Source organism: Pseudomonas jilinensis (assembly GCF_003586265.1).
GTDB lineage: Bacteria > Pseudomonadota > Gammaproteobacteria > Pseudomonadales > Pseudomonadaceae > Halopseudomonas > Halopseudomonas phragmitis.
In genome coordinates, this window is sequence record NZ_QJSA01000003.1 from 249175 (window position 1) to 262760 (window position 13586).

General features: G+C 53.2%; 7 protein-coding genes. All 7 read left to right on the top strand.

The features are described from left to right. The first annotated feature begins 14 nt into the window (after positions 1–14). The 7 genes from C2846_RS04685 to C2846_RS04715 all read left to right on the top strand — a co-directional run bounded on the left by C2846_RS04685 (position 15) and on the right by C2846_RS04715 (position 13486). On the top strand, positions 15–3287 hold the full coding sequence (locus C2846_RS04685) for a helicase-related protein (protein WP_119700809.1): 3273 nt from the start codon (positions 15–17) through the stop codon (positions 3285–3287). Continuing rightward, entirely contained in the window at positions 3284–3949 is a 666-nt protein-coding gene (locus C2846_RS04690) for a DUF4391 domain-containing protein (protein WP_119700810.1), read from the top strand. Before C2846_RS04685 ends, C2846_RS04690 begins: the two co-directional genes overlap by 4 nt. A 46-nt stretch (positions 3950–3995) precedes the next feature. Next, complete coding sequence (locus tag C2846_RS04695; RefSeq protein ID WP_044629534.1) at positions 3996–4991, top strand: AAA family ATPase; 996 nt, start codon at positions 3996–3998, stop codon at positions 4989–4991. Positions 4992–4997: 6 nt separating this feature from the next. Continuing rightward, positions 4998–7349: a S8 family peptidase gene (locus tag C2846_RS04700; RefSeq protein WP_119700811.1), complete on the top strand. Its 2352-nt coding sequence runs from the start codon at positions 4998–5000 to the stop codon at positions 7347–7349. A 42-nt stretch (positions 7350–7391) separates the two neighbouring features. Continuing rightward, positions 7392–9257: a site-specific DNA-methyltransferase gene (locus C2846_RS04705; protein WP_119700812.1), complete on the top strand. Its 1866-nt coding sequence runs from the start codon at positions 7392–7394 to the stop codon at positions 9255–9257. Beyond that, on the top strand, positions 9254–10306 hold the full coding sequence (locus C2846_RS04710; RefSeq protein WP_119700813.1) for a virulence RhuM family protein: 1053 nt from the start codon (positions 9254–9256) through the stop codon (positions 10304–10306). The genes C2846_RS04705 and C2846_RS04710 overlap by 4 nt, the downstream gene beginning before the upstream one ends. Positions 10307–10378: 72 nt before the next feature. Next, complete coding sequence (locus tag C2846_RS04715) at positions 10379–13486, top strand: type III restriction-modification system endonuclease (protein ID WP_119700814.1); 3108 nt, start codon at positions 10379–10381, stop codon at positions 13484–13486. Positions 13487–13586: the final 100 nt, after the last annotated feature.

Sequence of the window (13586 nt, forward strand, 5' to 3'; positions counted from 1 at the left end):
GACAGGTGCACTTCATGGAAATGATCGACAACATCAACCGCCTCCTGGGCGACGACCTCAAGGCGACCATCACCCCAGGTGCCAGGCTGAAGATCGCAGCCTCCTGCTTCTCCATCTATGCCTTCGAAGCGCTGAAAAAAGAGCTGACTGGGGTGGAGAGCCTGCAGTTCATCTTCACCGCCCCCACCTTCGTACCCAACGAAGTCACGGACCGCTTGAAAAAAGAGCGCCGGGAGTTCTTCATCCCGAAGTCCCAGCGCGAAAGCGGGCTGTATGGCACCGAGTTTGAGATCCAGCTCCGCAACAAGCTTACCCAGCGGGCGGTCGCCCGTGAATGCGCGCAATGGATACGTCAAAAAGCCAGGTTCCGCTCTAACAAGACCAAAGCCCCGATGCAGCCCTTTGTGCATGTTGCAGGACGTGTGCAAGCGACTGCCTATATGCCGGTCAATGGCTTTACTGCCGTAGATCTTGGCTACCAGCAAGGCAATGCGGTCTCGAACTTCGTCAATCGCATGGACGAGCCTGCCCACGCGCAGATGTACCTGCAGCTGTTCGACCAGATCTGGAACGATCCCGAGAAGGTAGAGGACGTTACCGCTGCAATTTGCGACCACATCGAGTCGGTCTACCAGGAGAACTCCCCCGAGCGCATCTACTTCATCATGCTCTACAACATCTTCCGGGACTTTTTGGAAGATGTTGACGAAGACGTGCTGCCGAATGATCTGACTGGCTACCGTGATACCCTGGTGTGGAACAAGCTGTTCAACTACCAGAAGGACGCCGCCACCGGCATCATCAACAAGCTGGAAACCTATAACGGCTGCATCCTGGCCGATAGCGTAGGCCTCGGCAAAACCTTCACTGCCCTGGCCGTGGTCAAGTATTACGAGCTGCGCAACAAAACGGTCCTGGTGCTATGCCCGAAGAAGCTGGCGGATAACTGGCGCAACTACAACAGCAACCTGACCACCAATATTTTCGCCAAAGACCGCTTCAACTATGACGTGCTCTGCCACACGGATCTGTCCCGCACCTCAGGCGAGTCCTTTGGCATGCCCTTGAACCGGGTCAATTGGGGCAACTATGACCTGGTGGTAATCGACGAGTCCCACAACTTCCGCAACAACGACGTCTACAAGGACCGTGAAACCCGTTACCAGAAGCTGATGAACAAGGTTATCCGCGCCGGGGTGAAAACCAAGGTGCTGATGCTGTCTGCCACGCCGGTCAATAACCGCTTTATCGATCTACGCAACCAGTTGGCGCTGGCCTATGAGGGTGAGTCCGATGCCCTGGGCAAGCATCTGAAAACCAACACCAGTGTGGAAGAGATTTTCCGCCGGGCACAGAAGGCTTTCAACGCCTGGTCGGACTTGCCCCCGGAGCAGCGCACCGCGGCGTCCATCCTCAAAGCCCTGGACTTCGACTTCTTCGAGCTGCTGGACTCGGTCACCATTGCCCGCTCGCGCAAGCATATCCAGACCTTTTACGACACCACAGACATTGGTCACTTCCCCGAGCGCCGCAAGCCGCTGTCGTTCCACTGCCCGATTACTGAACGTCAGGATGTGGCCGACCTCAACGAGATTTTCAGCCAGTTATCGGTGCTCAAGCTCTCAGTCTACGCCCCCATCAGTTACATCCTGCCCAGCCGGTTGCGCAAGTACGAAGAGCTGTACGATACCCAGGTAGAAGGTGGCAAAGGCAAGCTGCGCCAGGCCGACCGTGAGCGCAGCCTGCAGGCCCTGATGACCACCAACCTGCTCAAACGTCTGGAAAGCTCCGTGGCCGCCTTCCGCCTGACATTGGCATCGCTCAGCGGCAACATTACCCGCACGCTGGAAGCAATCGATGCCTTCGAGTCCAGCGGCAAAGCCGGTCAAGTGGGTGACTATCTGGATGATATCGACGCCTTTGACGGCGACGATGAAAGTTTCTCGGGCCTGGATGAATTTAGCGTAGGCAAAAAAGTCCAGATCAGCCTGGCGGATATGGACCTGCCTTCCTGGCGTCACGACCTCGCAGCAGACCTGGCCTTGATCGACAACCTGTTGGAGTCCATGCGCCAGGTGGCCCCAGCGGATGACAGCAAGCTGCAACACCTGATCAAACTGATCAACGACAAGATCGACCAGCCGCTGAACCCCGGCAACCGCAAGGTGCTGATCTTCACTGCCTTTGCCGATACCGCCAATTACTTGTATGACAACCTTGCCCCGATGGCCTTGAAGCGCGGACTGCATGTCGGCAAGGTGACAGGATCTGACGCACCCAAGTCGACGTTGCGCAAAGGCTACGACTTTCAGAGTCTGTTGACCCTGTTCTCGCCGCGCTCCAAGGAAAAGGCCATTGTCTTGCCCGATGAGCTAGGCGAGCTGGATATTCTGATTGGCACCGACTGCATTTCTGAAGGCCAGAACCTGCAGGATTGCGATTACCTGATCAACTACGATATTCACTGGAATCCGGTGCGCATCATTCAGCGCTTCGGACGTATCGACCGTATCGGGTCGCCCAATCAGCAAATCCAGCTGGTCAACTACTGGCCGGATATCAGCCTGGATGAATACATCAACCTCAAGGAGCGGGTAGAAAACCGCATGGTAATCGCCGATGTCACTGCCACCGGTGATGACAACGTGCTCACTGCCAAATCCAGTGACATTGCCTACCGCAAGGAGCAGCTCAAACGTCTGCAGGATGAAGTCATCGAGCTGGAAGACGTCAAGGCCGGCATCTCGATTACCGACCTGGGTCTGAACGACTTCCGTATGGATCTGCTGAACTATGTGAAAGCCAACGGCGAGCTGGATAACGTGCCTTTCGGCATGCACGCCATCGTTCCAGCGCAACCAGACGTCGGCCTACTGCCTGGCGTTATTTTCGCCCTGAAAAACATCCACGACAGCGTCAACGTCAACCAGCAGAACCGTCTGCACCCCTATTACCTGGTGTATATCGGGAACGACGGTGAAGTGATTGCCGACCATACCGAGGTCAAACGTCTACTCGACCTGATCCGCAGTAGTTGCAAAGGCAAGGATGAACCCATCCGCGCCCTGTGCCAGCTGTTCAATGAGCGGACTCAGGATGGGCGCAATATGCAGCCCTACTCCGACCTGCTCAGCCAGGCCATTCGCAGCATGATCGAGGTGAAGGAAGAAAAGGACATCGACAGTCTGTTTGGTGGCGGTCGCACCACTGCCCTGACCGCCACGATACAGGGACTGGATGATTTTGAGCTGATCGCGTTTCTGGTTATTGAGGGCAACACAGCATGACCCTCTATGCCTGGCCAAAACAGGCGGCCTTTGGCCGGGTGGTGCCCAAGAGCAAGATATACGAGCATGCTGCCGTCAGTGCCGCCCTCAAGGAACGCTTTGTCCTGCAGGTAGAGCAGATCAACTGGGCCTACAAACTGGCCCCGGAAACGGTCAATCTGCCAGCCACGCCTGCGGTGACAGAGATCCAAGTGTTTCGCCTCAACCTCAGGGGTGCCAGTCTGGACCAGGAGGTGCTCAAAGCCATCGACCGCGCCATTCCTTTTCCGCTGATCTTTGAGCTGGTACAGGGTGGACGTATAAAACTGGTTGCAGCCTATAAGCGACCCGCGCAGAACCCCAAAAGTGATGCGGACATTTCGATAGTGGGTAATTACCTTGAGACAAACTGGTGTCCGCGCGACACTCCACGTCAGTCCTTGCCGGTGGCACTGGATATGAACGGGCTTTACGAACAACTGTTGCTTCACATGATGCCCATACCTGCACGGTCAGAGGAGTCTTTAGCTGACGCGGTGGGGCGCGTAGAGCAGCTTCGGGCTAGGCAACGGGAAATAGACAAGGTCGCAGCTCGGTTGAAGCGTGAGAAGCAGTTTAATCGCAAGGTTGAAATGAATGCAGAATTGCGGCGAATGAAAGCTGAGCTTGAAAGGCTAAAATAAACGAGTTTGTTGACTATTTTCGAAATTACCCTGTAGGGGAGCAACTATGGCCACCGGCAAACTTCTCCGGCAGCTTGTAAAATCAGGCACAGAGGGCAATCTCGAAGCCTTCAAACGGGCTTCTGAACAACTGATCCAAGAAGAGCGTGCAAGAAAGCATCATCTTCTGGCCAACGACCTTGAAAGAATTCTTTATGGTCGTCGCAATGCCACCGGAGCGGCTAATACGTTCTTAAGTGATCGCGTCCCAAAAGATAAAGAACGCAATATCCCGCTTTTGCAGATCAGTGAACCCGTCCGACGCATCGAAGATGTCGTGTTGTCGGATGAAAACGCTTCTTTGCTAAACGAGCTATTGCAAGAGCATCATCGAGCTGAAGCCCTGCATAGCTATGGCTTGCACCCAGCTGACCGATTACTGTTCTGCGGCCCGCCTGGCTGTGGAAAGACGCTGACAGCAGAGGTTCTGGCCAGCGAACTGGGACTACCTCTAGCAATCGTGCGCATTGATAGCGTGGTGTCTTCGCTGTTGGGTGAAACCGCCTCAAATTTGCGTCAGGTTTTTGACTTCATTGCCATTACACCGATGGTTGTTTTGTTCGATGAGTTCGATGCGTTGGCTAAAGAGCGCGCAGATACTGCTGAGCATGGTGAGCTGAAGCGTGTCGTCAATGCCTTCCTACAGATGCTAGATGCCTACGAGGGAAAGAGCATTCTGGTCGCGGCGACTAACCATGAGCGCATCCTTGATACGGCAATCTGGCGCCGCTTTGACGAAGTGCTGGTCTTCGAGTCTCCAAATCTGGAGCAGTTACGTCGATTATTGTCCATCAAGCTCCGCGGGTTGCGTCGTGAGTTCGATATTGACGATGCACGCATAACGAGTCTTTTCAAGGGCATGAGCCATGCTGATGTGGAACGTGTGTTACGTCGGGCAGCAAAAGACATGGTGCTAACAGGTAAAGAATTTCTCAGCGAAAGGCACCTTCAATCGGCTATTCGTCGCGAAGATGCTCGCAGAGCTCGCATGCAAGGAAACTAAGTCGTCATGGAAGAAACCTTTCCGCATCTGAACATTCAACGAGAAGCACCAGTTAACGAAAAGCGTCCTGGGGGGAACCCGCGCACCGCTCCACCGGACGATGTACCTTCTCATGGAAGAGGGCTACTCGGAAAGCTAGCTAATGCAACGAGAGAAGCTAGCGAAGATATCGGTGGTTTTGATGAACGTAAACTCTTTCGGTTCACAGTTCAGAAAGGGTTTAACCCTGACGACCTAAGAAAAATTTCCACGGAAATAGAAGTTGTCAGCCAGGAAGACGAAACCGTCATCATAGGCTTCGCTACCAATGCGGCGATGGCACAGTTTGAAGCTCGTCTTGCCAGCATGGCATCCGGGGGATATGTCACCAATAAAGAAGTCATTTACGCATTACAAAGTGTGGATGGTTGGAGCCCGGAAGATCGTAAAAGTTGGGCACTGAAGCAGCACGGTTTTCCTGATGATGAAGACTTTCTTTTGGACGTCGAAATCTGGCCTCTAGAAGATAGGCCTGATGCCAGACAACAAGCCTGGGATAAGTTTGATAGCTGGTTATCAGAACAAAGGATTGAGAAGCTTGACCAGGTCAAAAAACCTGAGCTGACTCTTTACCGTTTACGCTGTACAGCCGCTCAGGCTGAGTCATTGCTCCACCATCGCGATATTCGATCAATCGACCTACTGCCAAGCTTTGCGCTGGAGCGCTCGATAGTGTTCCAAGATATTCAGCAATTCCCAGAAGTGCAGGCACCGCCAGCCCAAGCGCCGGGTGTTGTAGTGCTAGATAGCGGCATTGCCGATGGTCACCCTTTATTGAAAGCAGCCGTAGCCAACACAGCAAGCTTTCTACCGGGCGAAGGCCCGCACGACGAGAATGGGCACGGCACCCACGTTGCGGGCTTGGCGCTCTATGGTGATTTTGAAAAGCATCTTCGTGCGGGAGCCTTTACACCGACCTTACGCCTGTACAGTGGTCGGATTCTCGACAGAAGCAATGAGAACACCACAGGCTTTGTAGAAAACCACATAGAAGAAGCCGTTCGACACTTCGTTACCGAGCATGGTTGCAAGGTGTTCAACTTGTCATTTGGTGATTCCAACAAGCCTTACTTTGGAGGGCACCTGAAAGGACTTTCGGTCACGTTGGACACCCTTTCTCGTGAGCTTGGGGTGCTGTTTGTCGTATCATCGGGAAATCATCGGATTGGTGAAGGCTCACCAGATGGCCTGGAATGGCGCGACCAATACCCAGAATATCTGCTAAATGAAAGTTGGCGGGTTATTGAACCAGCCCCTGCATTGAACGCGCTTACCGTAGGTAGCTTGGTTAGACATACTCAAACTTATAACAGTCAACGTTATCCACTCGACCCGGCGGAAATACCAATTGCGCAAGCGGGCCAGCCATCCCCTTTTACTCGCAATGGCCACTCAGTAGATGGTGCTATCAAACCAGAATTGGTAGCACACGGCGGAAACTGGGCGATACACGCGCGAGCTAACTACGCATTACTGGACGGCCTAACTGGCCTTGGGGTTGTATCCACAGGCCTGCAGTTTGCTGATGGAAGACCTTTTCAGGTGGATGCTGGGACCAGCATGGCAGCTCCCCAGGTGGCTCATCTGGCAGCAACCATACTCCACGAACACCCGGATGCCACAGCCAATTTCATCCGCGCGCAACTCTGCCTGAACGCAGCTATACCACAGGCCAGTCAGCACCTCTTTGAAAAGAACAAAGCGCTTAGCCGGGTTTGTGGCTATGGTGAGGTGGATGAAACTGCGCTGAAGCGGTCCAGTGAAAATGCTGTCACCCTCATTACGGAGAGCAGGATCGAAAACAAGCGGCACCATTTTTATGAAATCCCGGTGCCGCCTGACTTCACCAGCGGCGGAAAGAAGCGTCTTCGGGAAATTGCGGTCGCATTGGCCTACGCGCCGCCTGTTCGCTCAACACGAATAAAGTATCGCGCCACACGCATTGATTTTAAATTGGTTGCAGCGCGGGACCTTGAGCATGTCACTACTATGTTTAATAAGGCAACGAAGAAGGATGACTATCAAAGCATCAAGGAACTAGCCGGGGCGACTATTGGGCAGACTGCCCGAAGCAAGGGAACAGTCCAAGCTGATTCCTGGAAATTTTTTCAATTCAATTCCAACTCCGCATTACGCAATAAAAAACTGTTTGTTGTAGTCACTCGCAATGATTTTCCATGGGGCGAAAGTCTATGTGATAGCGAAGAAAGTTACTCACTTCTGGTAAGTCTCCGCGATAAGCAGAATTTATCCGCGCAACTTTATACACAAATCAAGGCTCGCTTGGATGCCAGGGTACCGGTACGTATTCGCGTATAGCCATATCAGAACCTGAGAAAAGAATTCAAGAGGTATATTTCCGTGGACAAACTCAAAATGCACAGTCCTGATCTGAGTCAGGACAATATTGCCAAAATTCGTGAACTGTTCCCCGGCTGCGTGACCGAAGCTAGGGATGAGGCGACGAGGAAAATACGCCTGGCGGTGGATTTCGATCAGTTACGGCAGGAACTGAGTGATTCGATCGTTGAAGGCCCGCAAGAACGATACCGGTTGGATTGGCCGGGGAAGCGGGAGGCCTTAGCTCTCGCTAACGCTCCTATTGCTAAAGCGCTTCGTCCCGAGCCAAGCGAAAGCCTGGAGTTTGAAACGACCAGGAACTTGTTTGTCGAGGGTGACAACCTAGATGCATTGAAACTACTGATGGAGACTTATCTTGGCAAGGTAAAGCTTATTTACATAGACCCACCTTACAATACTGGCAATGACTTCATATATAAGGATGACTTTTCAGAGAGCGCAGAAGACTTCCTACAAAGATCAAGCCAAAAAGATAAATCTCTTAACCGGTTAATAGCCAACACGGAGTCCAATGGTAGGTTTCATTCGAACTGGCTTTCAATGATTTACCCCAGACTAAAGCTAGCAAAGAACTTACTTCGAGATGATGGGGTTATATTCATCAGCATTGATGATAACGAGCAGGAAAACCTGAAAAAAGTTTGTGATGAGATTTTTGGCCATCAGAATCACAGAGGAACCATAGTCTGGCAGCATAGCGTCCAGCCAAAGGGATACTCAGGAAAATTCTCGGTCCATCATAACTATATATTTTGTTATGCAAAAAGCGATTCATACGCCATCTCAAACTTACCGAGAACCGACGAGCACAATAAAAACTATTCCAATCCAGACAATGACCCGAATGGCCCATGGCGACCCGGGGATGTAAGGAACGCTCTATATAGACCAAACCTTATTTACAGCATCACCACTCCATCTGGAAAAGCAATACCTGCGCCGGAGAAAGGGTGGCGCTGGAGCAAAGAAACACTCGAAGAGAAAATATCTACCGGCGAAATAATATTTTCAAAGGATGAGTCTAGAATCATCAGAAAAATTTATCTAAATACGCTAGAAGGAAGAACGCCAGAAACTCTACTCCTAGCAAAGGAGGTCGGAAGCACAAGAGATGCCGCCAATGAAATAAAGTCATTATTCAATGACAAACAGCCATTTGATACACCGAAACCAACAAAACTGTTGGAGCATCTTTTGCGCCTTTCAGGTGCAACGAAGAATGATATAGTCTTGGACTTTTTTGCTGGATCAGCGACGACCGCTCACTCGACATTTAAGATAAATTCAGAGGAAGGGAAAAATCTGAAATTCATAATGATTCAACTGCCGGAGTTGTGCGATACGGCGTCGGAAGGCTTCAAAGCTGGATACGAAAAGATCAGCGAAATTAGTAAAGAACGCATCCGCCGTGCCGGCAAAAAAATCCTCGAAGGAGATTGCCACCCCGACTGGAACCGCGATGTGGGCTTTCGCGTGCTCAAAGTCGACACCTCAAACATGAAGGACATCTACTACCGTCCTGATGAGCTGTCCCAGGGTGACTTGTTGGAAGCTGTGGACAACGTCAAACCCGACCGAACGCCGGAAGACCTATTGTTCCAGGTGCTGGTGGACTGGGGTGTGGATCTGACTCTGCCGATTCGCCGCGAAACCCTTCAAGGTAAAACAGTGTTCTTCGTTGATGATAATGCCCTGGTCGCGTGCTTCGACACTGGCATTACCGAAGAGCTGGTCAAGGAGTTGGCCAGGCATGAACCGCTGCGCGTGGTGTTCCGCGACAATGGCTTTGTCTCTGATGCGGTGAAGATCAACGTTGAGCAGATCTTCCGTCAGCTGTCGCCCAGCACCGAGGTCCGTGCGCTATGAACCAAGGTGCTGATCAGCCCGGTAGCACAGGGGATGTCCTGCTGTATGAGGCGGCGGAAGGCCGGTTGCGGCTTGAGGTCCGCTTACAGGATGAAACCCTGTGGCTGACCCAGAATCAGCTGGCTGATCTGTTCCAGACCACCCAGCAGAATATCAGCGGCCATATTCAGAACGTCTACGCTGAGGGCGAGCTGGAGCGGGAGGCAACTCACAAGAAATTCTTGTCAGTTCAGCTCGAGGGTAGCCGCGAGGTCAGCCGTCAGCGGGATTTCTACAATCTGGACATGATCATTGCCGTTGGCTACCGGGTCAAAAGTGCCATCGCTACCCGCTTCCGGATCTGGGCTACCGAGCGCCTCAAGGAATACATCATCAAAGGCTTTGTCATGGATGATGAGCGCCTCAAGGAGCCGCAGAACGACCGCTATTTTGAAGAGCTGCTGGCGCGTATCCGCGATATCCGCAGCTCTGAAAAGGTGTTCTGGCGCAAGGTATTGGATATCTACGCCACCAGCACGGACTACGACCCCAAGGCGGAGCAAACCCAGCTGTTCTTCAAACAGGTGCAGAACAAGATGCACTGGGCGGCTCATGGGCATACGGCCTCTGAACTGATTTTCCAGCGCGCAGATGCCAGTTCACCCAACATGGGTGTCACCAACTTTCCGGGCAAGAATCTGCTGAAGCGTGATATCGAGGTTGCCAAGAATTACCTGAATGAAGAAGAGCTCAATATCCTGAACCGCATCGTCAATGCCTACCTGGAATTGGCTGAGGTGCAAGCGCTCAACCGCCAGCCCATGACGATGGCCGACTGGCAGCAGCGACTGGATCAATTCCTGACCATGACAGGGCGTGAGCTGCTGACCCATGCAGGTAGCATCAGTAACCAGCAAGCGGTGAACAAGGCGCATCAGGAGTTCGAGAAATTCCGCGAGCAAAGGCTGCAGCAGCCTTCAGAGGTGGAAAAGCACTTCGTCGAGGCAGAAAAGAAGCTGAAGCAACTGAAGTCACCCACACGTAAGGGCGACAAGGGCGGGCAGCGTTGAGCGCCGCCCTCAGTTCTTTCTGCATGACGACGTGCAGAAAGCCTTGCAGAAAGAATGCAGAAAGAGAATGCCATGAAGCTGAAGTTTAAAACCCAGGCCTACCAGACCCACGCCGTGGAGTCCGTGGTCGACTGCTTTGCCGGTCAGCCCCTGCTCGACGGTTTGACCTACCGGATCGACCCGGGTCAGCACTCCCAAGCCAGCGCCTTTGACGAGGATGGCTTCAGGAATGCCGACATTGCCCTAAGCGAAGCACAGGTGTTGGAGAACATCCAGACGGTCCAACGCCGCCAGAACCTGCCGGTTGCAACGTCGCTGACCGAGTTCACGACCTACGACAACAAGGGTAACCGGGTGCCCGTCAAGGCGGCTTACAAGAAGGATGCGCTGGCGGCTACGCGCATCCACCTGGACGTGGAAATGGAGACCGGCACCGGCAAGACCTACTGCTACATCAAGACGATATTCGAGATGAACAAGCGCTATGGCTGGAGCAAGTTCATCATCATGGTACCGTCCATCGCCATCCGCGAAGGGGTGTACAAATCCCTGCAGATCACCGCTGAGCACTTCACCGAGAGCTATGGCAAGAAGGCGCGATTCTTCATCTACAACTCCAAGCGATTGCATGAGTTGGAGAGCTTCTCGTCGGATGCCGGCATCAATGTGATGGTGATGAATATCCAGGCTTTCAACGCCCGAGGCGCAGACAACCGACGTATCTACGATGAGCTGGACGATTTTCAGTCGCGCAAGCCGATCGATGTGATCGCCGCCAACCGGCCCATCCTGATTCTGGATGAACCGCAGAAGATGGAAGGCAAAGCCACCATGGAAGCTTTGCCGCAGTTCAAGCCGCTGATGATCCTGCGTTATTCGGCCACACACCGAACCCAGCACAACCGTATTCACCGCCTGGATGCGCTGGATGCCTACAACCAGAAACTGGTCAAAAAGATCGCCGTGCGTGGCATCCAGACCCGAGGCCTGGCGGGCACCAACGCCTACCTGTATCTGGAAGGCATCGATATCTCCAGAAAAGCGCCAGTTGCTCGTATCGAGTTGGAAGTGAAGCTCAAGTCGGGTGAGATCAAGCGTCAGCTGCGCCGCCTGCAGTTTCGCGATGACCTGTTTGCCGAGTCCGGCGAGCTTGATCAGTACCGTGGCGGCTTCACTATCAGCCAGATCGACGCCACTACCGACACCTTAGAGTTTACCAATGGCTTGGTATTGAAGGCCGGTGAAGCCAACGGCGATGTGTCCGAGCGAGACATCCGGCGCATCCAGATTCGTGAAACCATCAAGGCCCACCTGGATCGGGAAAAGCAGCTGTTTGCTCAGGGCATCAAGGTGCTGTCGCTGTTCTTTATCGACGAGGTGGCCAAGTACCGCGACTATGACCAGCCGGATGAGCAGGGCGAGTATGCCCGTATCTTCGAAGAGGAGTATCAGCTGCTAAAGGACGAATATCTGTCTGAGCTGGCGATCGATAATGAAGCCTATCGGCAGTACCTTGAGGGTATCGATCCGGCAGCTACGCACAATGGCTACTTCTCTATAGACAAGAAGACCAACCGCCTGAAAGATCCGGCTGTCGGGGCACGCTCAGTTGATTCTGATGATGTGGATGCCTACGACCTGATTCTGAAGGATAAGGAGCGGTTGCTGTCCTTCCAGGAGCCGACGCGGTTTATTTTCTCCCACTCGGCCCTGCGCGAAGGCTGGGATAATCCCAACGTCTTTGTTATGTGCATGCTCAAACACAGCGACAACACCATCTCACGACGCCAGGAAGTCGGGCGCGGGTTACGCTTGTCGGTGGACCAGCACGGTGACCGCATGGATAACCCTGCCGTGGTTCACACCATCAACGTACTGACCGTGATTGCCAGTGAGAGCTACAAGGATTTTGTCGCCGGTTTACAGCAAGAGATCAGTGACACTCTGAGTGCTCGGCCGCGCCAGGCAACAGAGGCCTATTTCACCGGCAAGCAGCTGACGACAGAGCAAGGGCCGGTGGACGTGACCCCCACTATGGCCAAGCAGATATACCGCTACCTGGTGAAGAACGACTACACCGATGAAACCGACCAAATAGCGCCGACTTACCACGAGGCAAAAGAGCAAGGCACTTTGGCTGATTTGCCGGAAGAGCTGAAGCCCTATGCTGATCAGGTCTTCGCGCTGATCGACAGCGTATTCAGCAACGCCCAGTTGCCTAAAATCGAGGATGGCCGCAAGCCGAAAACCAACCCCCTCAACGCCAACTTTGACAAGAAGGAGTTCCAGGCGTTATGGCAAAGGATCAATCGCAAAGCGGTGTACCGTGTCGAATTTGACTCGGATGAACTGGTCCGCAAGTGCATCGCAGCCCTGGACAAGAGCCTGCGCGTCACCCCGCTTCAATACACCGTGCAAAAAGGCATCCAGCAGGATGACCTGACAGATGAGCAGCTGAAGAAGGGTGATGGCTTCAAGGTCGAGGAAACCACCACGGAATACGGCGATTCAATCCATTCACGGGTCCGCTATGACCTGCTCGGCAAGGTAGCCGAAAACGCCCAGCTGACCCGCCAGACAGCAGCCAGGATACTGCAAGGTATACAACCCGCTGTATTCCAGCAGTTCCGGCAAAACCCTGAACACTTCATCGCCGAGGCATCCCGGTTGATCACCGAACAGAAGGCCGCGATGGTCATCGAGCGTTTGGCCTACGATGAAGTGGACGAGCGTTACGATGTGGATATCTTCACCGCCAACCAAACTGGACAAGACTTCTCCCGGGCCACGCAAAAGCTCAAGAACCACATCTACGACTACGCCATCACCGATTCTGAGATCGAACGGCGCTTCGTCGCAGAACTTGATACCAGCAGCGAGGTGGTGGTCTATGCCAAGCTGCCGAGAGGCTTCCTGATCCCAACGCCGGTGGGCGACTACAACCCCGACTGGGCCATCTCTTTCCGTGCCGGCAGTGTCAAGCACATTTACTTCGTTGCCGAGACCAAAGGCAGCATGTCATCCATGAAGCTGCGCGAGATTGAGCAGAAGAAGATCGATTGCGCCCGCAAGTTCTTCGACGAGATCAGCCAGCAGGTGACCGAAGACAAGGTGAAATACGACGTGGTGACGGACTACGCCAAGTTGATGGATGTGGTCGGGCAAAAAGCACACGCGTAAGCTGCAGGAGGCTGGATATCAACTGTCAAGTAATACTTGACAGTTGATATCGACGATGGCGGCATCTGGCTACATTGTACAGCACCTCGAACTCGTCCCT

Coding starts and splice junctions, on each gene's coding strand:
- C2846_RS04690 (WP_119700810.1), top strand. CDS start 3,284: ATGACCCTCTATGCCTGGCCAAAACAGGCGGCCTTTGGCCGGGTGGTG.
- C2846_RS04700 (WP_119700811.1), top strand. CDS start 4,998: ATGGAAGAAACCTTTCCGCATCTGAACATTCAACGAGAAGCACCAGTT.
- C2846_RS04715 (WP_119700814.1), top strand. CDS start 10,379: ATGAAGCTGAAGTTTAAAACCCAGGCCTACCAGACCCACGCCGTGGAG.
- C2846_RS04695 (WP_044629534.1), top strand. CDS start 3,996: ATGGCCACCGGCAAACTTCTCCGGCAGCTTGTAAAATCAGGCACAGAG.
- C2846_RS04710 (WP_119700813.1), top strand. CDS start 9,254: ATGAACCAAGGTGCTGATCAGCCCGGTAGCACAGGGGATGTCCTGCTG.
- C2846_RS04685 (WP_119700809.1), top strand. CDS start 15: ATGGAAATGATCGACAACATCAACCGCCTCCTGGGCGACGACCTCAAG.